The sequence below is a fragment of the Leifsonia sp. McL0618 genome, from assembly GCF_049994905.1.
Taxonomy (GTDB): Bacteria; Actinomycetota; Actinomycetes; order Actinomycetales; family Microbacteriaceae; genus Diaminobutyricibacter.
Map to the genome: position 1 here is coordinate 1,395,960 of NZ_CP188258.1, position 23,118 is coordinate 1,419,077.

General features: G+C 66.9%; 20 protein-coding genes. 11 read left to right on the plus strand and 9 right to left on the minus strand.

Annotated elements, in window-relative coordinates; genetic code table 11:
- Positions 1–93 precede the first annotated feature (93 nt).
- The 3 genes from ACPPVQ_RS06680 (at position 94) to secA (ending at position 4,637) form a co-directional block, all read left to right on the plus strand.
- The gene (locus ACPPVQ_RS06680; RefSeq protein ID WP_426519880.1) at positions 94–894 is read left to right on the plus strand and encodes a ComF family protein; all 801 of its coding nucleotides are present in this window, start codon (positions 94–96) and stop codon (positions 892–894) included.
- A gap of 88 nt (positions 895–982) precedes the next feature.
- Entirely contained in the window at positions 983–1,684 is a 702-nt protein-coding gene (hpf, locus tag ACPPVQ_RS06685) for a ribosome hibernation-promoting factor, HPF/YfiA family (RefSeq protein WP_426519882.1), read from the plus strand.
- 145 nt (positions 1,685–1,829) lie between these two features.
- Complete coding sequence (secA, locus tag ACPPVQ_RS06690; RefSeq protein WP_426519884.1) at positions 1,830–4,637, plus strand: preprotein translocase subunit SecA; 2,808 nt, start codon at positions 1,830–1,832, stop codon at positions 4,635–4,637.
- Here secA and ACPPVQ_RS06695 read toward each other — a convergent pair.
- A complete protein-coding gene (locus ACPPVQ_RS06695; protein WP_426519886.1) occupies positions 4,594–5,514 on the minus strand; it encodes a helix-turn-helix transcriptional regulator in 921 nt (306 codons plus the stop codon). The genes secA and ACPPVQ_RS06695 overlap by 44 nt on opposite strands.
- Positions 5,515–5,626: 112 nt before the next feature.
- On the opposite strand from ACPPVQ_RS06695, the gene ACPPVQ_RS06700 reads away from it, so the two are divergent.
- Positions 5,627–6,322, plus strand: a complete 696-nt coding sequence (locus ACPPVQ_RS06700; RefSeq protein WP_426519888.1) for an SDR family NAD(P)-dependent oxidoreductase — start codon at positions 5,627–5,629, stop codon at positions 6,320–6,322.
- Between the two features lie 27 nt (positions 6,323–6,349).
- On the opposite strand, the gene ACPPVQ_RS06705 is transcribed toward ACPPVQ_RS06700, so the two are convergent.
- Positions 6,350–6,775, minus strand: coding sequence for an Rv3235 family protein (locus ACPPVQ_RS06705; protein WP_426519889.1), 426 nt, complete (start codon positions 6,773–6,775; stop codon positions 6,350–6,352).
- 224 nt (positions 6,776–6,999) lie between these two features.
- On the opposite strand from ACPPVQ_RS06705, the gene ACPPVQ_RS06710 reads away from it, so the two are divergent.
- Together ACPPVQ_RS06710 and ACPPVQ_RS06715 are read left to right on the plus strand one after the other, a co-directional pair.
- A complete protein-coding gene (locus ACPPVQ_RS06710) occupies positions 7,000–8,493 on the plus strand; it encodes a sensor histidine kinase (RefSeq protein ID WP_426519890.1) in 1,494 nt (497 codons plus the stop codon).
- A gap of 7 nt (positions 8,494–8,500) precedes the next feature.
- A complete protein-coding gene (locus ACPPVQ_RS06715) occupies positions 8,501–8,854 on the plus strand; it encodes a hypothetical protein (RefSeq protein WP_426519892.1) in 354 nt (117 codons plus the stop codon).
- Between the two features lie 121 nt (positions 8,855–8,975).
- Here ACPPVQ_RS06715 and ACPPVQ_RS06720 read toward each other — a convergent pair whose 3' ends face one another.
- Positions 8,976–9,224 (minus strand): WhiB family transcriptional regulator, encoded by a 249-nt coding sequence (locus ACPPVQ_RS06720; RefSeq protein ID WP_055890939.1) that lies wholly within the window; start codon positions 9,222–9,224, stop codon positions 8,976–8,978.
- Between the two features lie 213 nt (positions 9,225–9,437).
- Between ACPPVQ_RS06720 and ACPPVQ_RS06725 the strand changes: the two genes are divergently transcribed.
- Complete coding sequence (locus tag ACPPVQ_RS06725) at positions 9,438–9,860, plus strand: hypothetical protein (RefSeq protein ID WP_426519894.1); 423 nt, start codon at positions 9,438–9,440, stop codon at positions 9,858–9,860.
- A gap of 47 nt (positions 9,861–9,907) precedes the next feature.
- Complete coding sequence (locus tag ACPPVQ_RS06730) at positions 9,908–10,663, plus strand: DUF1684 domain-containing protein (protein ID WP_426519896.1); 756 nt, start codon at positions 9,908–9,910, stop codon at positions 10,661–10,663.
- A gap of 19 nt (positions 10,664–10,682) precedes the next feature.
- Here the strand turns inward: ACPPVQ_RS06730 and bcp are convergent, their stop codons facing one another.
- From bcp to aroA, 3 genes are all read right to left on the minus strand, one after another.
- Positions 10,683–11,159 (minus strand): thioredoxin-dependent thiol peroxidase, encoded by a 477-nt coding sequence (gene bcp / locus ACPPVQ_RS06735; protein ID WP_426519898.1) that lies wholly within the window; start codon positions 11,157–11,159, stop codon positions 10,683–10,685.
- Positions 11,160–11,168: 9 nt separating this feature from the next.
- Positions 11,169–12,230, minus strand: coding sequence for a ribosome small subunit-dependent GTPase A (gene rsgA / locus ACPPVQ_RS06740; protein ID WP_426519900.1), 1,062 nt, complete (start codon positions 12,228–12,230; stop codon positions 11,169–11,171).
- Positions 12,231–12,294: 64 nt separating this feature from the next.
- The gene (gene aroA / locus ACPPVQ_RS06745) at positions 12,295–13,668 is read right to left on the minus strand and encodes a 3-phosphoshikimate 1-carboxyvinyltransferase (RefSeq protein WP_426519902.1); all 1,374 of its coding nucleotides are present in this window, start codon (positions 13,666–13,668) and stop codon (positions 12,295–12,297) included.
- A gap of 66 nt (positions 13,669–13,734) precedes the next feature.
- On the opposite strand from aroA, the gene ACPPVQ_RS06750 reads away from it, so the two are divergent.
- Together ACPPVQ_RS06750 and ACPPVQ_RS06755 are read left to right on the plus strand one after the other, a co-directional pair.
- Positions 13,735–14,412: a sigma-70 family RNA polymerase sigma factor gene (locus ACPPVQ_RS06750; RefSeq protein WP_426519904.1), complete on the plus strand. Its 678-nt coding sequence runs from the start codon at positions 13,735–13,737 to the stop codon at positions 14,410–14,412.
- On the plus strand, positions 14,409–14,654 hold the full coding sequence (locus ACPPVQ_RS06755) for a zf-HC2 domain-containing protein (protein WP_426519906.1): 246 nt from the start codon (positions 14,409–14,411) through the stop codon (positions 14,652–14,654). Before ACPPVQ_RS06750 ends, ACPPVQ_RS06755 begins: the two co-directional genes overlap by 4 nt.
- Positions 14,655–14,675: 21 nt before the next feature.
- On the opposite strand, the gene ACPPVQ_RS06760 is transcribed toward ACPPVQ_RS06755, so the two are convergent.
- Positions 14,676–15,458, minus strand: coding sequence for a VOC family protein (locus ACPPVQ_RS06760; RefSeq protein WP_426519908.1), 783 nt, complete (start codon positions 15,456–15,458; stop codon positions 14,676–14,678).
- Positions 15,459–15,608: 150 nt separating this feature from the next.
- Positions 15,609–19,565: a multifunctional oxoglutarate decarboxylase/oxoglutarate dehydrogenase thiamine pyrophosphate-binding subunit/dihydrolipoyllysine-residue succinyltransferase subunit gene (locus ACPPVQ_RS06765; RefSeq protein ID WP_426519910.1), complete on the minus strand. Its 3,957-nt coding sequence runs from the start codon at positions 19,563–19,565 to the stop codon at positions 15,609–15,611.
- A 136-nt stretch (positions 19,566–19,701) separates the two neighbouring features.
- Between ACPPVQ_RS06765 and ACPPVQ_RS06770 the strand changes: the two genes are divergently transcribed.
- Positions 19,702–21,141 (plus strand): GuaB1 family IMP dehydrogenase-related protein, encoded by a 1,440-nt coding sequence (locus ACPPVQ_RS06770; protein WP_426519912.1) that lies wholly within the window; start codon positions 19,702–19,704, stop codon positions 21,139–21,141.
- Positions 21,142–21,481: 340 nt separating this feature from the next.
- On the opposite strand, the gene ACPPVQ_RS06775 is transcribed toward ACPPVQ_RS06770, so the two are convergent.
- Entirely contained in the window at positions 21,482–23,020 is a 1,539-nt protein-coding gene (locus ACPPVQ_RS06775) for a DUF222 domain-containing protein (protein ID WP_426519914.1), read from the minus strand.
- Positions 23,021–23,118: the final 98 nt, after the last annotated feature.

Genomic DNA, 23,118 nt, shown 5'->3' on the forward strand with positions numbered 1-23,118 from the left:
ATCCATCCCTCCACAGCGAGCCGGATCGCGCGCCTCTCCACGGGTTCTCGGCCGGTCACCCCGCCGGCGGCGTGTCCGTCGGACGATGGAGCGATGAGGTCCCTGAATTCGCCGCCGCCGCCGCCGCAGCCGCCGCCGCCGCCGCTGCTGTCGTCGCTGCGTGAAGCGTGGCTGGATGCTCTCGCCGTGCTCGCACCCACGGAATGCAGTGGATGCGGCGTGCCGGACCGCGCACTCTGCAACGCGTGCCGCACGGCCCTCCAGCCCGTCCCACTTCGCGTCGACCTGCCGGGCCTTCCCGTCTGGGCAGCACTCGACTACCAGGCGGTGCCGAGGGCGGTGCTTGTGGCGTTCAAGGACGGCGGCCGAACGGATGCGGCTCCAGCCCTCGCGGCGGCACTGCGGGCGGCGATCGAGGCATCCCTGCGCGACGCCGCAGACCGTGGCGGTCGTGGCGGCGGCAGCCGCGGCAGCGGCAGCGGCGGCGGCAGCGGCAGCCGTGCCGGCGTGCACATCGCAACCGTTCCATCGACCCGCGCGGCGTTCCGGCGCCGCGGCTACCGCCCGGTCGAGATGCTGCTCGCCCGGGCCGGCCTGCGAAGCGAACGGGTGCTCCGTCCGGTCCGGCGAACGGTCGACCAAGCGTCGCTCGGCGTCGCCCAGCGCGCCGTCAACCGGGCCGGCTCATTGCGTGCCGGGCCTCGCGCAGCCGGCTGTTCCTACCTGCTCGTCGACGACATCCTGACCACCGGATCGACCCTCCGGGAGGCGGCGCGGGCGCTCCGGGCCGCGGGCGGAAGGGTCGTCGGCGCGGCCGTCGTGGCGCGCACCGAGCGTCGCGACGGGGTGAACGGGTGGGATTACGATCCGGTCGGATTCACGGGTGACTTATGAACGGGTCGGCACTACGGTAGGTGAAAAGGCGTGGATGACTCGCCCTTCGTGATCCGGGCGGTGTGACACGCCGATCAGGGAGGCCCTCATGGAAATCAACATCGTCGGACGCAACCTCGGCATCACTGATCGATTCCGTGAATACGCGACGGAGAAGGCCGCCAAGGTCACTCACCTCGCGGAACGCGCGATCACCTTCGAGATCAAAGTGAGCCGTCACAACGAGAAGCTCGGCAGCCAGAACGGCGATGACCGTGTCGAACTCACGTTGGTCGGGCCGGGGGCTGTGGTGCGCGCCGAAGCGACGGGCACCGACAAGTATGCGGCCTTCGACGTTGCCATAGCCCGTCTCCTGGAACGCGTCAGACGCGCCAAAGACCGCAGGAAGGTCCATCGCGGCCAGCATCGACCTACCTCGCTCCGCGAGGCGAGCACCGGGGGGTTCAGCGTCGTCGACATCACGCCGGCTCCCGTCGCCGTACTCGACCAGGTACGAACCGGAGCTGTGCCTGCCGTCGCCGACGAGGTCGAGGTCAGCGAGGACTCCGACGAATACTGCCCGGTCGTCATCCGCAAGAAGGTCTTCGCATCCGTGCCGATGACCGTCGACGACGCGCTCTACTACATGGAGCTCGTCGGACACGACTTCTACCTCTTCATCGACCAGGAGTCGACCAGGCCGAGTGTGGTCTACCGCCGCAAAGGCTGGGACTATGGTGTGATTTCGCTCGACGAAGATGCAGACGAGCTGCAGGAGGTCGCGACAGCGAGCCGAAAGCTCAGCCACTGAGTCACTGACCTTGTTCGGGGGCCGAGCAGGCTCAGCCCCCGAACAAGTAGCATTGCTATAGTTGCCGGCTGCGGTCGGTTCGTCATCGTGCGTCCGGCCGGACGACAGGCGCATGGCGCCCAGACATACAAAGTGGAGTGCATCAGTGGCCTCAGTACTGGAAAAGGTTCTCCGTGTCGGCGAAGGGCGCATCCTTCGCAAGCTCGAAGGGTACGCCAGGGCGGTCAACGCTCTCGAAGACGACTTCCAGGAGCTCACCGACGACGAGCTGAAACACGAGACCGTCGAACTTCGCGAGCGCTACAGCAATGGCGAGTCGCTCGACGACCTGCTGCCCGAGGCGTTCGCCGCCGTCCGCGAGGCTGCGAAGCGCACCCTCGGAATGCGTCACTTCGACGTGCAGATCATGGGCGGCGCGGCCCTTCACCTCGGCAACATCGCCGAGATGAAGACCGGCGAGGGCAAGACCCTCGTCGCGACGACCGCGGCCTACCTGAACGCCATCGCGAGTCGCGGCGTCCACGTCGTGACGGTGAACGACTACCTCGCGAGCTACCAGAGCGAGCTGATGGGCCGCGTCTTCCGCGCCCTCGGCATGTCGACCGGCGTGATCCTCGCCGGCCAGACGCCTGAGGAACGCCGCGAGCAGTACGCCGCTGACATCACCTACGGCACGAACAACGAGTTCGGCTTCGACTACCTGCGCGACAACATGGCGTGGCAGGCGGCCGACATGGTGCAGCGCGGGCATTTCTTCGCGATCGTCGACGAGGTCGACTCGATCCTCATCGACGAGGCACGCACCCCGCTGATCATCTCCGGCCCAGCATCCGGCGAGGCGAACCGGTGGTTCAACGAGTTCGCGAGCCTGGCGAACCGCCTCACTCCCGACGTCGACTACGAGGTCGACGAGAAGAAGCGCACCGTCGGGGTTCTCGAACCGGGCATCGAGAAGGTCGAGGACTACCTCGGCATCGACAACCTCTACGAATCGGCGAACACTCCGCTGATCTCATTCCTCAACAACGCCATCAAAGCGAACGCGCTGTTCAAGCGCGACAAAGACTACGTCGTGATGAACGGCGAGGTCCTAATCGTCGACGAGCACACCGGCCGCATCCTCATGGGCCGCCGGTACAACGAAGGCATCCACCAGGCGATCGAGGCGAAAGAGGGAGTCGCGGTCAAGGCCGAGAACCAGACACTCGCCACGGTTACCCTGCAGAACTACTTCCGCCTGTACAAGAAGCTCTCCGGCATGACCGGTACCGCCGAGACCGAGGCGGCGGAGTTCATGAGCACGTACAAGCTCGGCGTCGTGCCGATCCCGACGAACAAGCCGATGCAGCGCATCGACCAGTCCGACCTCGTCTACAAGAACGAGGAGTCGAAGTTCGGCCAGGTCGTCGAAGACATCGTGCGCCGTCACGAGAAGGGCCAGCCCGTTCTCGTCGGCACGACGAGCGTCGAGAAGAGCGAATACCTCTCCCGCCTCCTCGCGAAGAAGGGCGTACGCCACGAGGTCCTGAACGCGAAGAACCACGCACGCGAGGCAGCGATCGTCGCTCAGGCGGGTCGCGTGGGCTCCGTGACGGTGGCCACCAACATGGCCGGCCGTGGAACGGACATCATGCTCGGCGGCAACGCCGAGTTCATCGCGGTCGCCGAGATGAATGCGCGCGGACTCTCGCCGGTCGAGACGCCCGACGAATACGAAGCCGCATGGGACGCCGTCTACGACGAGGTCAAGGCGAAGGTTCAGGAAGAGGCCGACAAGGTCATCGACGCGGGCGGTCTCTACGTTCTCGGGACTGAGCGCCACGAATCACGTCGCATCGACAACCAGCTGCGCGGACGCAGCGGCCGCCAGGGCGACCCCGGCGAGAGCCGCTTCTACCTGTCCCTGACCGACGACCTGATGCGCCTGTTCAACGCCGGTGCCGCAGAGAGCCTCATGGGCCGTGGAAACGTGCCGGACGACCTCGCGATCGAGTCCAAGGTCGTGAGCCGGGCCATCCGAAGCGCCCAGTCGCAGGTCGAGGCGCGCAACGCCGAGATCCGCAAGAACGTGCTCAAGTACGACGACGTGCTGAACCGCCAGCGCGAGGCGATCTACAGCGACCGCCGCCACATCCTCGAAGGCGACGACCTCCACGAGCGCACGCAGAAGTTCCTCACCGACGTGATCGATGAGGTGCTCGACTCGCACACCTCCGACGGCAACGGCGACGACTGGGATTTCGACGCGCTCTGGGGCGAACTCAAGACGCTCTACCCGGTGGGCGTGACTATCGACGAAGTCATCTCGGAGGCGGGCAACCGCGGACGCATCAACCGCGAATTCATGCGGCGCGAGATCCTCTCCGACGCCCGACTGGCCTACCAGCGTCGTGAAGAGAGCCTCGGATCGCCGGCCATGCGCGAACTGGAGCGTCGTGTCGTGCTCTCGGTGATCGACCGTCGCTGGCGCGACCACCTCTACGAGATGGACTACCTGAAAGACGGCATCGGCCTGCGTGCCATGGCCCAGCGTGACCCGCTCGTCGAGTACCAGCGCGAAGGCTATGCGATGTTCCAGCAGATGATGGGACAGATCCGCGAGGAGACCGTCGGCTTCCTGTTCAACCTCGAAGTCGAGGTCAACCAGGCACCGGGCGAAGTCGCCGGCCCGTCGGTCGCCGCGAAGGGCCTTGCCCGCGCCGAAGCCGAGCAGCAGCGCCTCAGCTACTCCGCGCCGAGCGATTCGGGCGGCGTCGAGGTGCGCGACCAGCGCGGGCAACTCGAACAGGCCGCGACAGCGCGGGCCCAGCGAGCGCAGGCCGAGGCGAACGCACCAGCCCAGCAGCCCGCGCCGGGTCCCGCCCAGCGTGGTGCTTTCGGCCAGCGTGTCGAAAGCGACCAGGCGCCGGTCAATCGCGCCGAGCGTCGCGCGCAGGAGAAGAAACGCCGCTGACCTGTGCGCTGCTGACCTGTGCGCTGCTGACCTGTGCACCGATGACGCCGAGGAGTTTCAGCTTCTCGGCGTCATCGCTGCCGGCGGGAGCCGAGTAGACGACGAGTCGCAGGTCGCTTCCCTGCACCGTCAGCACGTCACAGTCGAGCGTGATCGTACCCAGCTCCGGATGCTCGATCGTCTTCGTGTCGGATGACCGCACCGCCACGTCTGCGCGCGCCCAGAGCGCGGCGAAACGTTCGGAGCCCCCGATGAGGTCGTCGATCAGTGCCCGAAGTCCCGCATCGTCGGGGTAGCGTCCGGTCGCGCGACGCAGGTCGGCCACCATCTCCGCCTCGAATGCCGCCTTGTCGCCCGCCGAGCGGATGACGCGGCCCCCTGATTCGCTGAGGGATGTGCCGGTGAAGAATCGCCAGGCGAGGTTGCGCTCCCGCGGGGATTCGCCGGACGGTTCGCCCATCAGGGCTACGAAGAGCCGGTTGCCGCTGACAAGTGTCCAGGCGGCGTCGAACACGGCGACCGGAAGGTCGCGCAGGCGTTCTGTCATCCGCTGGACTCCCGGTGTGATGTGGCCGTCGATCACGCCGCTGCCGGGCGGAACCTGCCGCGAAAGCACGAAGAGGTGATCCCGCTCTGCCGTCGACAACATGAGCGCGCGTGCGAGAGCCACGAGGACCTGAGCGGACGGATGCACGGCACGGCCCTGCTCGAGTCGGGTGAGGTAGTCGACGGAGAGCCCTGCCCGCGCCGCCACATCTTCGCGACGCAGCCCAGGCGAGCGGCGTTGGCCGGTGAGGCGTGCGCCTTCATCATCGGGGTCGGCGCGGTCGCGCCAGGCGCGGAGCATCCGGCCCAGTTCGCGCTCGTCGGCCGTCATCCTTCGAGTATCGCGCACCGGCCGGCCCTTCTGCCGGTCTCTGGGTAGGACTGCCGGTCCTATGCAGGCCCGGGCGCTGGGCGCCGCGGCATTCGGAGCGCACGATGGATGTATGACCATCACACTGATCTCCGGGGCCAACAAGGGACTCGGCCGCGAGACGGCGCGCCGACTCGTCCTGCTCGGCCACACCGTCTACCTGGGTGCGCGCGATCGCGAAGAGGGCGCGAGGGCTGCCGCCGATGTCGGGGGCACGTTCGTTCCGCTGGACGTGACCGATGATGCATCTGTCGCCGGCGCGGCGGAATTCATCGAGTCGCGCGAGGGCGTCCTCGACGTGTTGGTGAACAACGCCGGCATCTCCGGTGGCCACGTTCCCGCACGAGAGACCACGGCCGACGATGTCGCGAAGGTGTACGCCACGAACGTCCTCGGCATCGTCCGCATGACGCATGCATTCATCCCGCTGCTCGAGCGTTCCGCGGCGCCCGTCGTCGTCAATGTCGGCAGCGGTATGGGTTCGCTCTCTGTCACGACCGATCCGTCGCGGTTCGAGTCGACCCTGACCGGCATCGCGTACCCGTCATCGAAGGCCGCCGTCTCGATGATCACCTCCCAGTACGCGAAAGCACTCCCAAGGTTCCGGGTGAATGTCGTCGACCCCGGCTACACCTCGACCGACCTGAACGGCCATCGTGGTACACAGACGATCGAAGAGGGGGCGACCGCGATCGTCACGATGGCGGCCGTCGGCCCCGATGGGCCCACCGGGAGGTTCGTCGACCGGTTCGGGACGGTTCCGTGGTGAACAAACCGGGTAAAGGCACCCGGGTGATCAGAGAACGTTGATCGCGCTTGCGCGCCATCGGCTCTCGAACGCTTCGAGCCGGATCGCGACGGCGCGCGACCGCGATCGCTGGTGCACGATCACGACCGCCTCGATCGCCGTGTCACGCGGATAGGTGATCCGAGGCTCGCCGACCGTGAGCTGCGGCCTGCGAACCACGCCTCCCGTCACCTGTCGCGCCCGGCTGGCGATCACGACCCGCTTGAGGAGGTGACGGTAGACGTCGTCGGTCACCCAGCGGGAGAGCTGGTCGAGACCGCGGACGCCCGCGAGCACTTCGACCACACACCGTGCCAGGTTCACCAGCAGCGTCGACGGGTCGGGCAGTCCGAACCGGGGTGGTGTGTGCGTGCCGAAGTAGTCGTCGCGCAGGTGGGAGTGCTCGCTGTCGTCGTCGTCGAGCGCATAGGTCATGGGATCCCCTCGATCAAAGCCCGCAGGTGTGCAGGCATCACGGTGCACGCGACCATCGCAATCGACGTGCGGTCAGCATCCGGGGCCCACCCAGCCCGGACAATCGGTCGCGTTGATGTGCAACTCAAGCAGGAATTGCGCGTGGCTGTCCAGCGACCGCGGAGCATGTGGATAACTCCAGCCCGGGAACGGGCACCCGTGCGGGTCTGCCTAGACTAGGGGGCGTGTCGACGCTCAGTGATCTCGTGCTTGCCCAGGGCCGCTCCTCGGAGGCCGATGTCGACTGGCTGCATATGCTCGTCGGCGACTGGCAGCTTCTGGCCGACCTGGCGTTCGCCGATATCGTGCTCTGGGTGCCGACAGACGACGGCAGTTTCGTCGCGGTCGCACACGCGCGTCCCTCGAGTGCAGCGACCCTCTTCTACCGTGATTTCGTCGGCCAGCGCATCAAGGCCGAGTGGCGCCAGCAGGTGACCGAGGCCTTCCAGACCAAGCGCATCATCGACACCTCAGCTCCCGACTGGTTCGAGGAGACGCCGACCCGTGTGCGTGCCGTGCCGGTCATCCGCAGGCTGAGTGCTGTTTCGCCGGAGACCGCCGACCAACCGGTCGCCGTCATCACGCGCCACACCAACCTGAGCGAAGCGCGCACCCCGAGCCGCCAGGAGCTCACGTTCAACGACTGTGCCAACGATCTGTTCACCATGATCGCGAATGGCGACTTCCCCGACCTGGGCGCGCCGACCGGCCCGCGGCGCGGTGCCCCCCGGGCGTCCGACGGCCTGCTGCGGCTCGACGTCGACGGTGTGACGACCTTTGCCAGCCCGAACGCTCTCTCTGCCTTCAACCGCATGGGCTTCACCGACGAACTCGAGGGCGAATCGCTGGCCGAGGTGACCACGCGGCTGCTCAGCGGTCGGATGGCGGTCGACGAGTCGCTTCCGCTGGTCGTCACCGGGCGGGCGCCGTGGCGCACCGATATCGAAGCGCGCGGGGTGACGGTCGCGCTGCGCGCCATCCCGATGCGCAACAGGGGGGAACGTATCGGCGCGATCGTGCTCTGCCGCGACGTGAGCGAAATGCGCCACCAGGAACGCGAGCTCATCACCAAGGACGCCACCATCCGCGAGATCCACCACCGGGTGAAGAACAACCTGCAGACGGTCGCATCCCTGCTGCGCATCCAGGCCCGCAGGACGCATTCCGACGAAGCACGCGAGGCGCTCAGCCAGGCGATGCGCCGTGTCGCGGCGATCGCCGTCGTGCACGACACCCTGTCAACGGGCCTCGCGCAGATCGTCGACTTCGACGACGTGTTCGACCGTGTGCTGCTGCTGGTGGCCGAGGTCGCGTCGAGCCACAACACCACGGTCCACCCCAAGTCGTCAGGGAGTTTCGGCGTGCTGCCCAGCGAATACGCGACGCCGCTGGCGCTGGCGCTCACCGAGTTGGTGACCAACGCCGTCGAGCACGGCCTCGCCGGCCGCGAAGGCCAGGTGGAGATCATCGCCGACCGTTCGGACGACATGCTCACGGTCAAAGTCGTCGACAACGGGTCCGGCCTTCCGGAGGGCAAGGTCGGCTCAGGGCTCGGCACGCAGATCGTGCGCACGCTGATCCAGGGCGAACTGGGCGGCACGATCGACTGGCACACGATGATGGGACAGGGCACCGAGGTCACGATCGACGTGCCGCTGCGATATCTGACGAAGGCGTGATCGACGGATGGAAGAGAAATACAGCCTCGACGGCAGGATCTTCGACATGGTCTCATCGACCGCGAGCGTCGTCTCAGCCGACGAGCCGACGCGTTTCCGATACAGCGAGCGCGACGGTGTGGTCTGGGGCGAGTACCGGGGCGATACCGTCACCGAAGGCCGCTTCTGCGGAACCAGGGACGGCGCTGCGCTCCGTGTCGCCTTCGTGCATCGATCGACGGCAGGGTCGCTGGTCTCCGGCGAAGCGGCATCCACCATCTCGCGGGGAGGGGACGGACTCCTGGTGCTCACCGAAGACTTCGCCCTGCCCGACGGCTCGCCGCAGGTCAGCGTGTGCCGCGAGGTCAGGCCAGCCGAGTGAACGTACGCCCAGGGGCCTCTGCGCTGCTCATGGGCTAGGTGTGCAAAGTGAGCAGCGGCAGAGGTCCGGAAGCGTCCTCAGGAAGCGAGGCGCCCGCCCTCAGGGGGCGAGGGGGTTAGTGTCAGGAAGCGCGACGGGCGCGAGCTGCGCGACGCTTGAGCGCGCGACGCTCGTCTTCGGAAAGTCCACCCCACACGCCGGAGTCCTGGCCGGTCTCCAGTGCGTACTGAAGGCAGATCTCGGTGACCGTGCACCGTGCGCACACGGATTTGGCCTTGTCGATCTGGTCGACGGCGGGCCCGGTGTTGCCGACGGGGAAAAACAGTTCCGGGTCAGCGGTGAGGCAGGCTGCCTTGTCGCGCCAGTCCATGGGGGTGCTCCTTTGTTGCCGGGTGCATGGCCGATCGGCCTAGAATGCGTGGTAAGCGTCGAGTTACAGGGTGAATGATCCGTGGGGATGAGACCTGCCCACGACCCTGTGAGCGTCAACTCGACCTCAAATATGCTCCCATACTGGTAAATGCAAATCAACAGTTTTGGATGAGATAACCCTGTGAACACAAGCACGAAACCTTCGGATGGTATGGCAGAGCCCGAAGGAACCCCCGCCCCGGCACGCCCGCCGCTCCTGATCGCGCTCGCCGTCCTCCTCTTTCTCGAGGCTGCAGGAGCGGTCGCACTGGTCGTCTGGCTGGGTTTCGAGCTCGCTTCGGCGAGCCCGGAATCGGTCGCGGGAGGTGTCGCGCTCGTGCTGCTCGCCGTGCTCGCGGCAGCGTGGATCCTGCTCACGGCCGTCTCGACGCTGCGGGGAAGGTCGTGGGTACGCGCTTCGGCCGTCACCTGGCAGGTGCTCCAGATCGCGGTCGCCATCGGGAGCTTCCAGGGGCTCTACGCCCGGCCCGACCTCGGCTGGGCGCTGCTCGTGCCGGCAGTCGTCGGCATCGTGCTCGCTCTGTCGCCGTCGGTGGTGCGCGCGACGACGCGCAACAAACCGGAACAGGATTAGCCGCGGATCGGAACAGAAGCCAGACTCTGATTGTTATGTCCAACACCGTGACTGATACGACTTCCGAAACCCGCGCGCCCGCATCCATCGTCGACACCGCGAGGGCCGGCTATCCGCAGTGGCGTGCCTGGCGCCTCGAATCCGTCGCCGCGCCGACCGGCAACCTGAGCCTCATCGAGACGCGCTGGCTGGCCGCAGAAGACGAGACGACGCCGGACGCGGCGCTTGCCGGCCTTCCTGCATCCGTGGTCGCGACATCCCTCCAACGACGGAACCTCGACACCGGCGAGCCTGAACGCGGCATCCGGCTCTGGGATGCCGACGCACCGGCGATCCACGCGTTCGAGACGATCACAGCGTTCCCGTTCAATCCCGACTGGGTGATCGAGGCCGACTTCACACCGGTCTCGACCGAGCGCACCGTGCCGTTCGAGCACATCCGGGACAACGGGGGTACCCGCGACCTCGTCGTCCCCGGCGACATCACGTTCACCAGGGACGGGGTCGACTATTCGCTGAGTGCTTTCGATGACGACGGCACATTGCTGCTCGTCTTCGGCGATGCAAGCAACGGTGCGGACGGGCTCCAGGGCACGTATGCTTCCGGGCGGTTCCTGTTCGTGCATCGCAGCGGCGACGACCCGGGCCGCGTCGTGCTCGACTTCAACCGGGCGTTCGTTCCGCCGTGCGGGTTCTCAGGACAGTACAACTGCCCGCTGCCGCCACGGAACAACCGCTTCGGTCTCGTCGTGGACGCCGGGGAGAAGCACGTCGTCTTCCGCGACGGCTGGGAGCCGCACTGACCGCCGGCGTTACCCCGCTTCAGGCGTCGATACCGAGCTTCTTGCGCAGGCTGGCGACGTGGCCGGTGGCCTTGACGTTGTAGAGGGGCAGGCGCACGCTGCCGTCGGGGTTCACGACGAACGTCGAACGGAGCACGCCGGTGACAGGCTTGCCGTACAGCATCTTCTCGCCGTAGGCGCCGTACGCGCGGTGCACCGTGAGGTCTTCGTCCGAGAGAAGCGGGAAGTTCAGTCCGTCGTGCTCCTGGAACTCCTTGTTCTTCGCGGGGGCGTCCTTGGAGATGCCGATGACCTGGTAGCCCGCCGACTTCAGCGAGTTGAGGTTGTCGCGGAAGTCGCACGCCTCCGTGGTGCACCCGGGTGTCATCGCAGCCGGGTAGAAGTAGACGATCACGTTCTCACCGGAGAAGTCGCTCAGCGAGACGTCGTTCGAGTCCTGGTCCTTCAGGGTGAAAGCGGGGGCGGTGGCGCCGGCTTCGAGTCGTTCATCAGTCATGTTTCAACGCTACCGCGGCCCGCTCGCCGCCACAGCCGCGAACGTCGTCAGGAGACGCTGCAACGAGTCCAGGCGCGCACGTCCCGTATCGCCGAGGCGCCCTTCCTCGACGGCCTCCTCGATCGCACAGTCGGGTGCGTCAGGAAGATGAGTGCAGCCGCGTGGACAGTCCTCGGCGACCGCGGCGAGGTCGGAGAACGCTTTCAGGATGCTGTCGGTGTTCACATGACCCAGTCCGAACGAGCGCACCCCCGGCGTATCGATCACCCACCCGCGACCCTCCGGGGTCTCCACCCGCAGCGAGACGGTCGACGACGATGTGTGGCGCCCTCGCCCCGTCACCGTGTTCACCACGCCGATCGCCCTCATCGCGCCCGGCACGAGTTCGTTGACGAGTGTGGATTTGCCGACACCCGAATGACCCACGACGACGGTGTCGTGCCCCACGAGCGCCGCGCGGATGGCGTCGACCGGGATGGCGTCCTCACGGCTGGTGAAGACCGGCAGGTCGAGGCCCGCGAAATTGTGAAGAAACTCTGCGGGGTCTGCGAGGTCGATCTTCGTCACGCAGAGCATCGGTGCGATGCCGGCGTCGTATGCCGCGACGAGATAGCGGTCAACGAGCCGTGTGCGCGGCTCAGGGTTGGCCGCAGCGACGACGATGAGCATCTGGTCGGCGTTCGCCACGATGACACGCTCGACCTCGTCGGTGTCGTCTGCACTGCGGCGGAGCAGGGTCGTGCGGGGCTCTATGCGCACGATGCGGGCGAGACTGCCCTCCTCGCCGCTGGTGTCTCCGACGATGGCGACGCGGTCGCCGGTGACGATCGCCTGCCGGCGTAGTTCACTCGCACGCGCTGCGGTCAGCTGGCGTTCATCCGCGGTGTTCTCGTCGAGCATGACCGTGTACCGGCCGCGGTCGACGCCCAGCACGCGGCCGATCACGGCGTCGCCGTGCTCGGGGCGCGTCTTCGTTCGCGGGCGGGAACCCTTGCGGTTCGGCCGGCTGCGGATGCTCGACTCGTCGAAGTCGTCGTCGTCCTCGTCGTCGCCGTCATCCCACCAGCTCACAGCGCGTCCCCGTTCACAGCGCGTCCCCGTTCACAGCGCATCCCCGTTCACAGCGTCCACCACGTCATGCAGCGCCGTCCGTGAGCATCGCCTGCCACAGCTTGGTGAACTGGGGGAGGGTCTTGGCCGTCGTTGCGACATTCTCGATCTCGACCCCGGGAACGGCGAGCCCGACGATGGCGCCGGCCGTGGCCATGCGGTGATCGTGGTAGCTGCGCCAGACTCCGCCGTGGAGCGGACGCGGAACGATCCGCAGGCCGTCCTCGAGTTCGGTGACGTCGCCGCCCAGGCCGTTGATCTCGGCCGCAAGGGCGGCGAGGCGGTCCGTCTCATGGTGACGGATGTGGCCGATGCCGGTGATCTCGCTCGGACCCTCCGCGAGGGCGGCGAGTGCTACGAGCGCCGGGGCGAGCTCGCCGCCGGTCGTGAGATCGAGGGTCACGCCCTGGATTCCACCCGCGCGGACACCCCCACCCGTCACCGTGAGACGGTCGCCACTGAGGTCGACCGTGGCACCGAAGAGTGGAAGGATCGCGGCGAGGTCGGCGCCCACCTGTGTGGTCGCGGCCGGCCATCCGGTGATCGTGACGCTGCCACCGGCAACGAGGGCAGCAGCGAGGAACGGCGCGGCGTTCGAGAGGTCGGGCTCGATGTCGACGTCAGCCGCACGGATCGCGCCGGCGGACACCATCCATTCGCCTGCCGAAGGTGATTCGACAGCGACGCCGCGGTCAGCGAGGGCGGTGATCGTCATCTCGATGTGCGGAAGGCTCGGCAGGCGTTCGCCCTCGTGCGTGAGGTGGAGGCCGCCGTCGAAGCGTGCTGCCGACAGGAGCAGGCCCGAGACGAACTGGCTCGATGAGGACGCGTCGATCGTGATGGCGCCACCGGCGACGCGTCCGGTGCCGTGGACGGTGAACGGAAGGCTGCCCCGGCCGTCGTCGTTGATGTCGACGCCGAGGGCGCGGAGAGCCGTGATCATGGCCTTCATCGGGCGGCCACGGGCCGAATCGTCTGCGTCGAACGTGGTCGGCCCGAGGGCGAGGCCCGCGACCGGGGGAACGAACCGCATCACGGTGCCGGCCATCCCGCAGTCGATCGTCGTGCTTCCGAACAGTTCGTCGGCGGGGGTGACCAGGAGGTCGGCGCCGAAGGCACCGGAACCCGGGCGCTCCTCGATCACTGTTCCCATCGCGCGCAGCGCCTGCACCATGTTGTCGCTGTCAAGCGAGTGCAGGGGCGCGCGAAGGAGCGACGGGCCATCGGCGATGGATGCGAGAACGAGTTCGCGGTTGGTCAGCGATTTCGAACCGGGAAGCGAGACGGATGCGCGCAAGGCACCGTCGGCGACCGGCGCAGGCCACAGCACATTCGGTTCGTCGGGGGCCCTGTCGCCATACGGGTCGAAGTCCGGGGCGGAATATTTCGAGATCAGCATTGTTGTCAAGATTATCCGCGATCGGCCGCGGGAGAGACGCAGAAGCTGAGGAAGGACGGGCACAGCATGACGGCAACCGCTGTTCTGGCAGCTGAGCGTCCCTCGGAACTCGCAGAGCGACTCGTGCTCGCGCAACTAGACTGGCCGGTGATGACCACCGAACCAGAAGATCTCGGATCCCTCTTCGAAGAGCAGGCTCTGCCGTACATGGACCAGTTGTACGCAGCGGCGCTGCGGATGACGCGTAATCCTGCCGATGCGCAAGACCTCGTGCAGGAGACGTTCGTCAAGGCGTATGCGGCGTTCCGCCAGTTCGAGCAGGGAACGAACCTGAAGGCGTGGCTGTACCGCATCCTCACCAACACGTTCATCAACACCTATCGCAAGAAGCAGCGCGAGCCGTACCAGGGCACCATCGACGAGCTCGAAGACTGGCAGCTCGGCGGTGCTGAGTCCACGACAGCGTCGACCACCCGGTCGGCCGAAGCTGAAGCGATCGACCACCTCCCGGACAGCACCGTCAAGGATGCTCTCCAGGCCATTCCGGAGGACTTCCGGATGGCCGTGTATTTCGCCGACGTCGAAGGGTTCTCCTACCAGGAGATCGCCGACATCATGAAAACCCCCATCGGCACCGTGATGAGCCGCCTCCATCGCGGTCGCCGCATGCTGCGGGAACTGTTGACTGACTACGCGCATGAGCGGGGACTCTCCGCCGTGCAGACACCCAGGAGTGCGAAATGACGGACTGCGGCTGCGACAAAGCAAAGCAGGATCTCGAGGAGTACCTGCACAACGAACTCTGCAACGAAGATGCTGCAGACATTCGCGAGCACCTCGAGAGCTGTGCTGACTGCAACCATGAAGCCCACATCGGTGTGGTGCTGACCGAGGTCGTCCAGAGGGCCTGCAAAGAGACCGCGCCCGACGTTCTGCGGGCGCAGGTGCTGCTCAAGATCCGCGAACTCCAGACCCACCCCGCCTGACCCGGGCCGGCCGGTCGGTGCTCAGCCGGCCATCACCGAGCTGAGGACGAAGAACCCTCCCGTCGTGTCGGTGACCTGGCAGAATCGCCCGAACTCGCTGTCCCAGGGCTCGCGCACGACCGCGCCACCCAGCTCGCGGACGCGTGCCGCACCGGCATCGACGTCGTCGACCCCGAAATAGACGAGCCAACTCGACGGCATTCCCGCCGGAAGGACCGCCGCCGCGTCGTAGACGCCACCGACCGGGTTGTCGGGTGAGGGACCGAACGTCACGTAGCGGAAGTCTTCCGTGTCACTGAGCACTGCGGGCTTCCAGCCGAAAATGTCGCTGTAGAACGCGACCTGGGCGTCGAAGTCACGCGCGTTGAGTTCGTGCCAGACGATCGATCCGACCTCCGCGGCGAGTTCGTAGCCGCGATGCTGGCCGGCCTGCCAGAGGCCGACTGCCGCGCCGCCCGGGTCGCCGACGACTGCGAGCCTGCCCTGGTCGCCGACGGTCATCGTCGGTGCGAAGACCTGGCCGCCCGCCGCGACGACCGACGCTTCCGTCGACTCGGCGTCCTCGACCAGCAGGTAGGTCGTCCACGCGTTCGGTGCATCCGAGCCGCCCATCGCGCCGCCGAGGCCCGCCACGTTGTGGCCGTTCTTGTGGAAGGTGACGTACCCGCCGTACTGACCGTCATCGGAGACGCGAGCCTCCCAGCCGAAAAGGGCCGAGTAGAAGTCGCGGGAGGCCGCGACGTCGTTGCTCATGAAGTCCACCCAGCATGGTTCGCCGAGCCGGTGCGTTGTCAGGACGGGCATATTCGTCTCCCTACCGCCGGGTCGCACCGGCACGTCATGGCACCGATCGGATGCTCGTCGCCAGCCTACGACCGACCCCCGGCACAAAAAAGGCCCTGGACGCCGTCCGGGGCCTTTCATGTGTGTGCGGTGCCTGGCGGTGCCTGGCGCCTACTGGAGGGTGAGCGCGCGCTGGATGAGTTGCGCCTGCTCCTGTGCGTGACGCTTGGCCGAACCCGCGGCCGGCGAAGCCGACGGTGCGCGGGAGATCACGCCGAGCGGGCGCGGACCGAGCTTCGAGGTCTCGAGGATCATGTACGGCCATGCCCCCTGGTTCTCGGGCTCATCCTGCACCCAGACCAGTTCGGCGTTCGGGTACGACTCCACGACCTGCTTGAGCTGTGTCGCCGGCAGTGGGTAGTACTGCTCGACGCGTACGAGCGCGATCGCCGGGTTGGGGTTCTTCTCCAGCTCGTTCAGCAGGTCGTAGTAGAGCTTGCCCGCCATCATCAGGACACGGCGCACCGCACCGCGGTCGGTGATGCGTGCATCGTCGATCACCGGCTCGAACTTGCCGGACGTGAAGTCGGCCACACCGCTCGACGCGCCGCGGAGACGGAGCATCGCCTTCGGGGTGAAGACCACTAGCGGCTTGCGCGGGCGGGCGTAGGCCTGACGACGCAGCAGGTGGAAGTACGACGCGGGTGTCGACGGCCGGGCCACGGTCATGTTGTTCTCGGCGCACAGCTGCAGGTAGCGCTCGATCCGTGCGGACGAGTGGTCCGGTCCCTGGCCCTCGTAGCCGTGGGGGAGAAGCAGCACGAGCGACGAGCGCTGGCCCCACTTCTGTTCCGCCGACGAAACGAACTCGTCGATGATCGTCTGCGCACCGTTCGCGAAGTCGCCGAACTGAGCCTCCCAGAGCACCAGTGCATCCGGTCGCTCCACCGAATAGCCGTACTCGAAGCCCATGGCTGCGTACTCGCTGAGGAGCGAGTCGTAGATCCAGAACTTGGCCTGGTTGTCACTGAGGTTCGCCAGGGGCAGCCATTCCTGTCCGTTCGCGCGGTCATGCAGCACCGCGTGACGCGAGACGAACGTGCCTCGCCGCGTGTCCTGGCCGGCCATGCGCACCGGCGTGCCCTCAAGCAGAAGCGAACCGAGCGCGAGCAGTTCGCCGAAGCCCCAGTCGATTCCGCCGTTGCGGCTCATGTCAAGGCGCTTCGCCAGCAGCTGCTGCAGCTTCGGGTGGACCGTGAAACCCTCAGGCGGGTTGTTGAAGGCATCACCGATGAGGCGGATGACCGCGTCGCTGACACCCGTCGTCTCCGGCTCGCCTGCGCCATCCTCGCGCTGCTGGGCGGGACGCTCGAGGTCGGCGACCGCCTTGGCGTCCGAGGTGATGATCGGCATCGAGTTGGTCTGGGCCGCGTGCGTCTCCATGAACGCGCGCTCGAGTCGCTCCTGGAAGTCGCGGTGCGCCTGCTCGAACTCGTCCTGGGTGATGTCGCCACGTCCGACGAGTGCTTCCGTGTAGAGCTTGCGGACGCTGCGCTTCGCCTCGATGAGGTTGTACATCAGCGGCTGGGTCATCGAGGGGTCGTCGCCCTCGTTGTGTCCGCGACGACGGTAGCTCACCAGGTCGATGACCACGTCGCGCTTGAACTCCTGGCGGTACTCGAACGCGAGCTGCGCAACGCGCACGACCGCTTCGGGATCGTCGCCGTTCACGTGGAAGATCGGCGTCTGTATCGTCTTGGCCACATCCGTCGAGTACACCGACGAGCGCGCCTCGGACGGCGAAGTGGTGAAGCCGACCTGGTTGTTGATGTTGACGTGGATCGTGCCACCTGTGCGGTACGCCCGCAGCTGGGACAGCTGGAGGGTCTCCATCACGATGCCCTGTCCTGCCATCGCCGCGTCGCCGTGGATCAGGATCGGCAGGGTCAGGAAGGTTCCTGCCGGGCGACGGTCCTGCTTCGCGCGCACGATGCCTTCGAGGACTCCGTCGACCGCTTCGAGGTGCGACGGGTTCGCTGCCAGGTAGACCGGGATCTCTTCACCGTTCGCACCCTTGAAAGTGCCCTCGGTGCCGAGATGGTATTTGACGTCGCCGGAGCCCTGCACCGTGCGGGGATCCTGTGTGCCCTCGAATTCACGGAAGATCTGGCCGTAGGTCTTTCCCGCGATGTTGGTCAGCACATTGAGGCGGCCGCGGTGGGCCATGCCGATCGCGACCTCGTCGAGGCCCTCTTCCGCAGCGCCCTGAAGGATCGTGTCGAGGGCCGCGATGGTGGACTCGCCGCCTTCGAGGCTGAACCGCTTCTGGCCGACGTACTTGGTCTGGAGGAACGTCTCGAACGCTTCCGCCTCGTTCAGTTTGCCCAGGATGCGCAGCTGCTCGTCGTGGGCGAGCTTCTCGTACTTGCGCTCGACCTTCTCCTGGATCCACCGGCGCTGGGCCGGGTCCTGGATGTGCATGTACTCGATGCCGATCGTGCGGCAGTACGAGTCGCGGAGTACACCGAGGATGTCGCGCAGCAGCATCTGCCGCTTGTCGCCGCCGAACTGACCCGTGACGAACTCGCGATCGAGGTCCCAGAACGTCAGTCCGTGGCTTGCGATGTCCAGGTCGGGGTGCGAGCGCTGCACGTACTCGAGCGGGTCGATGTCGGCCATCAGATGTCCGCGGACGCGGAAGGCGTTGATCAGCTCCTGCACGCGAGCGGTCTTGTCGACGGCGCTTGCCAGGTCGACGCTGATGTCCGGCGCCCAGTGGATCGGGTCGTAGGGGATGCGCAGCGCCGAGAAGATGTCTTCGTAGAAGGAACGCTTTCCGATCAGCATCTCGTGCACGATCTTGAGGAACTCGCCCGAGCCCGCACCCTGGATGACACGGTGGTCGTATGTGCTCGTCAGTGTGATCGTCTTGCCGATGGCCAGCTCGGTGAGCGTGTGCTCGCTCGCGCCCTGGAACTCGGCGGGATACTCGAGCGCGCCTGCGCCGATGATTGCTCCCTGACCCCGCATCAGGCGCGGGACCGAGTGCACCGTGCCGATACCGCCCGGGTTGGTGAGCGAGATCGTTGTTCCGGCGAAGTCCGTCGCCGTCAGCTTGTTGTTGCGCGCCCGGGTGACGAGATCTTCGTAGGCGGCGAGGAACTCGCCGAAGCCCATCGTGTCTGCGCGCTTGATGCTCGGAACGAGGAGTGCGCGGCTGCCGTCGGGCTTGGGCAGGTCGATGGCGATGCCCAGGTTGACGTGGGCTGGTGCGACGACCGACGGCTTGCCGTCGACCTCTTCGTAGTAGACGTTCTGGCTCGGGAACTCCTTGAGCGCCTGCACGAGTGCCCACCCGATCAGGTGGGTGAACGACACCTTGCCACCGCGTGCGCGCCGCATGTGGTTGTTGATGACGATGCGGTTGTCGATGAGGAGCTTGGCCGGGATGGTGCGGACGCTCGTCGCCGTCGGGACCGTCAGGCTCGCATCCATGTTCGATGCGAGGCTCTTGGACATTCCGCGCAGCGGAGTGACGATGTCCTGCGGTTCTGGTTCTTCTGGCGCCGTCGCACCGGTGATGATGGGCTGCGGTGCTGTGACCGGTGCGTCGGCCGGGACAGGCTGTGGCTTTGGAGCGATCGATGTCGTGCGGGCGACCGGCTGGTTGCCGATCACAGGGATCGGTGCGGTCACAGGGCGGGGCTCTACCGGGGGAGCGGCGTTCTCGGGCGCGGACGGCGCGGTCGGCGCTGCCTGGGAGGGGGCCGCCTGCGTGGGTGCTGCCGTGGCCGCTGCCTGCGTGGGTGCTGCCGTGGCCGCTGCCTCGGTCGGCTCCGCCGGTGCCGGGGGGTTGGGTTCCGCCGGGGTCGGGAATGTCGGTTCCGTCGGGGTCGGGACGGTCGGTTCGGGCGGGGTCGGTGCTGCCGGCTCCGTCGATGCGGCGGGTGCCGTGCCGTCGTCTTTCACGGTTGGGTGGTACGTCTCCAGGATCGGCCACCACGACTTGTCGACCGAGTTCTTGTCGACGATGAACTGTTCGTAGAGTTCGTCCACGAGCCACTCATTGGCTCCGAATTCGCCCGACGATCCGTCGTCGGTTCCCACACCGGTCAATTGGCTCGACACAGCCGATCGCCCACTCTCTCCATTGATTTCGCATTCGATCAGGTGGCTTGCGACCACCCGTTTCCGTCCAGTCCTCAAGCCTAATCCCATTGCCGGAGGGCTGCGGGCGACTGGCTATGGGGATAGCGTTATTCCCATGCAGTTCTATGGGACGACCCCGAGTCACGATCTGACGTACTCCGATGTTTTCCTGGTTCCGTCCCGTTCGTCCGTGACCAGCCGACTCGATGTCTCGCTCGCTCCCGGTGACGGGACGGGTGCGACCATCCCCATCGTGTCGTCCAACATGAATTCCGTCACGGGCAAACGCCTGGCGGCGACTCTCGCGCGTCGTGGTGGAATCGGTGTGCTCCCGCAGGACATGCACCTGCAGGACCTGGATGACGCCATCCGCTGGGTCAAGGCCCAACCGGTCGCCTTCGACACGCCCTATGTCCTCGCCCCGGAAGAGACCGTCGCTGCCGCCTTGCGGCGGGTCCCTGCCGTGGAAGGGCACGGCATCATCATCCGTGACCACTCCGGCGAATTCATCGGGTGCATCTCTGCCTCCCAGCTGGGGAGCGCCCTTCCGGATGCCCGGCTCGGCGACCTCCTGCACGGTCCGCTCGCCTCTCTCGACGCTGACGACATCACGGATGGGCGTGCCGCGTTCGACGTGATGAGCGCCGCCGGTCTCGAATTCGCGCCCGTCCTTCAGCACGGAAAGGTCATCGGGACGCTCAGTCTGCGCAGCGCGCTGCGTTCCACGATCTACGAGCCCGCGATGGATGCTCACGGACGCTTGCGTGTCGCTGCCGCTGTCGGCATCAACGGTGATGTCGGTGGCAAGGCGAAAGCGCTCGCGGCCGCCGGTGTCGACGTCATCGTGATCGACACCGCGCATGGCGACCAGGAGGGTATGCGCCGCGCCATCGAGATCGTCAAAGGCCTTGGGCTCGGTCTGCCGATCGTTGCGGGCAACGTCGTCACCGACCAGGCGGTGCGTGACCTTGTCGAGGCCGGGGCGGACATCCTCAAGGTCGGTGTCGGACCCGGGGCGATGTGTACCACGCGAATGATGACTGCTGTAGGGCGGCCCCAGTTCTCTGCCGTGCTCGAAGCGTCGGCGGCCGCGCGTGAGCTCGGTGCGCATGTGTGGGCGGATGGTGGGGTGCGGTACCCGAGGGATGTCGCGCTCGCGCTTGCCGCTGGTGGCGCATCCGTCATGATCGGGTCGTGGTTCGCGGGGACCATTGAAGCGCCCGGGACGCTCGACCGAGACGAGAGCGGTGCGCTGTACAAGGAGAGCTGGGGGATGGCCAGTACCAAGGCCGTGCAGCAGCGGTTCGAGCGTCTGGACGCGTACGAACTCGCCCGCAAGACCCTCTTCGCCGAGGGCATTTCGAGTTCGCGGATCTACCTTGACCCCCTTCGACCTTCGGTCGAGGACCTGCTCGACATGATCACGACCGGGTTGCGCAGTTCGTTCACCTATGCGGGTGCGCGCAGTGTCGTCGAGTTCCACGATCGGGCGCTGGTCGGCATTCAGTCCGCGGCAGGGTACGAAGAAGGCAAGGCGCTGCCGGTCAGCTGGTGAGGTCGGCTGTCGTCGCTGCATGAGCAGTTCCATCGGGTGATATTTCTGAGGGTCCGGGGCATGCGGTAGTCAGACCGTGGTGTTCGGCCGACGTGGCCTGTGCTGGTGAGGATGCGCCCGGTTGTCTCCGGGGTGCTCGCCTCGATGCCGCGTGGGCGGACTCATGGTGGGCGGCATCATCGTGCGGGGGATCGTGGTGGGCGGAATCATGGTGCGGGGGATCGTGGTGGGCGGACTCATGGTGCGCAGAATCGTGCTGCGGGGGATCGTGGCGGGCGGACTCATCGTGGGCGGAATCACTCTGCGGGGGTCCTGGTGCGCGGAGTCGTGGTGTGCGCCGTCATGGTGGTGCGCTTTCGGGGATGCGGAGGCGTCCGCCGCGGCGGGGTGTGCGGGTGGGGTCGTGGTGTGCCGGTGGGGTGAACCAGGGGGTGTTGTCGCGCACGGTGATTTCCCAGCCGTCCTGGTGGATCCGGTGGTGATGGTGCGAGCAGAGCAGGATGCCGTTGTTCAGGTCGGTGGGGCCGACGTCGCGGTCCCACCAGCGGATGTGGTGCGCCTGGGTGTAGGCGGGTGGATGCGGGCAGCCGGTCCAGGCGCAGCCGCCGTCGCGTTCGGCGAGGGCGTGTTTCTGGGCGGGGCTGAACAGGCGTTTGCTGCGACCGAGGTCGAGGACTTCACTGTCGCGGCCCAGCACCAGGGGGATGAGGTTGGCGTCGGCGGCGAGGCGGCGGGCGGTTCCGGCAGACACCGGAGTCGGGATCTCGTCGATCTCCGCCGCACCGGCCCCGGCACGCAGGTCGGCCAGGCTGACGCGCACGATCATCGTCACCGGCGGGGTGGTGAGACCGGTTGTGCAGCCGGCCCGGTGGCGGAAGACCTCGACGGCGCCATCCGACCGGATCTGCGCCAGACTGCGCGACTCGGGAATGTCGGTGTCGGGCGCCGTCTCACCATCAGGAACATCGGGTTCGGAACTTTCCCGGAAACACACCCCGGCACTGGGCGTCTGCTTCTGGTCGCCGGTCGTGCGGTAGTCCTGGCTGACGTATGCGGTGATCTGGGGAACCACGTGCCCGGCCGATTCGGGGTCGAGGTACCAGTTGATGTGGGCCATTCCGGCGCGGGTGGTGGTGATCGTCAGCGACCGGCGCCGACGCAGCATCTGTTCGCGGGGTTCGGTGCCGTCCTGGTCGAGGCGGTCCCGCACCTGGACCGCGAGTTTGCGCACCTGCTCCACCGTTAACCCCGGTGCGTGGTCCACCAGTACGCGCTCACCCATCGCACGCTGCTCCAGGGTGCAGCCCGGGCCGGTCTTCGCCAGCTCCCGGACGATCACCGCGGCCTGCTCCACCGAGAGCCGCGGTGCCGGAATGCCTTCCCGATTGGCGTCTGCGTCGACCATGGCTGCGTCCGCAGCGTCCGCGCCCACAGGGTTACCATCGAGCAGCGCCTGGGCGAGTTCAGGGAACTCAGCCGGCAGTTCTTCGCCCTGCAGGGAGTACCGGGGAGCGGTTGCCCGCGCCACAGCACACAGCTGCCGGGCCGCGGGCAGGCTCGTTCGCCACAACTCCGCCAGCAGGGAGCCGACATCCGGGTGGCCGGCCGCCCGGACCGGGTCGGCGTCGGGATCGATACGGCGTTCCTGTTCCAGCGCGGCGACCTGCCGGAGCGCGGCCCTCTCCGCCGCCGCCCGCACAGCGCCGAGCGCGGCCAGCGATTGCACCAGCCGCTGGGCTTCCGTCAGCGACCCGGCCTGCGCATCCGACCCGGCCTGCGCATCCGACCGGGCCTGCGCATCCGCTCTCGCCTTGATGGCGCGCAGCGCGTCGAGCGCCGCAGCGATGTCGTCGACGTCGTGGCCGGCTGGGAAGGTCATGGTTTAACCCAACCAGCAGCCACCGACAATCGCTCCGGTTTATAAACATCCCTTGATCAGCATTTTACCTGTGGATAGATTTCAGAAACGCCCGCCTG

Excerpts from the sequence above, each read along its gene's own strand:
- bcp (WP_426519898.1), bottom strand. The coding sequence starts at position 11,159 with ATGACTGATGAACGACTCGAAGCCGGCGCCACCGCCCCCGCTTTCACC.
- aroA (WP_426519902.1), bottom strand. The coding sequence starts at position 13,668 with ATGCTGATCTCGAAATATTCCGCCCCGGACTTCGACCCGTATGGCGAC.
- ACPPVQ_RS06715 (WP_426519892.1), top strand. The coding sequence starts at position 8,501 with ATGGAAGAGAAATACAGCCTCGACGGCAGGATCTTCGACATGGTCTCA.
- ACPPVQ_RS06760 (WP_426519908.1), bottom strand. The coding sequence starts at position 15,458 with ATGCCCGTCCTGACAACGCACCGGCTCGGCGAACCATGCTGGGTGGAC.
- ACPPVQ_RS06680 (WP_426519880.1), top strand. The coding sequence starts at position 94 with ATGAGGTCCCTGAATTCGCCGCCGCCGCCGCCGCAGCCGCCGCCGCCG.
- ACPPVQ_RS06695 (WP_426519886.1), bottom strand. The coding sequence starts at position 5,514 with ATGACGGCCGACGAGCGCGAACTGGGCCGGATGCTCCGCGCCTGGCGC.
- ACPPVQ_RS06720 (WP_055890939.1), bottom strand. The coding sequence starts at position 9,224 with ATGGACTGGCGCGACAAGGCAGCCTGCCTCACCGCTGACCCGGAACTG.
- ACPPVQ_RS06750 (WP_426519904.1), top strand. The coding sequence starts at position 13,735 with ATGACGGCAACCGCTGTTCTGGCAGCTGAGCGTCCCTCGGAACTCGCA.
- ACPPVQ_RS06700 (WP_426519888.1), top strand. The coding sequence starts at position 5,627 with ATGACCATCACACTGATCTCCGGGGCCAACAAGGGACTCGGCCGCGAG.
- ACPPVQ_RS06705 (WP_426519889.1), bottom strand. The coding sequence starts at position 6,775 with ATGACCTATGCGCTCGACGACGACGACAGCGAGCACTCCCACCTGCGC.
- ACPPVQ_RS06775 (WP_426519914.1), bottom strand. The coding sequence starts at position 23,020 with ATGACCTTCCCAGCCGGCCACGACGTCGACGACATCGCTGCGGCGCTC.
- ACPPVQ_RS06725 (WP_426519894.1), top strand. The coding sequence starts at position 9,438 with ATGGCAGAGCCCGAAGGAACCCCCGCCCCGGCACGCCCGCCGCTCCTG.
- ACPPVQ_RS06770 (WP_426519912.1), top strand. The coding sequence starts at position 19,702 with ATGCAGTTCTATGGGACGACCCCGAGTCACGATCTGACGTACTCCGAT.
- hpf (WP_426519882.1), top strand. The coding sequence starts at position 983 with ATGGAAATCAACATCGTCGGACGCAACCTCGGCATCACTGATCGATTC.
- ACPPVQ_RS06755 (WP_426519906.1), top strand. The coding sequence starts at position 14,409 with ATGACGGACTGCGGCTGCGACAAAGCAAAGCAGGATCTCGAGGAGTAC.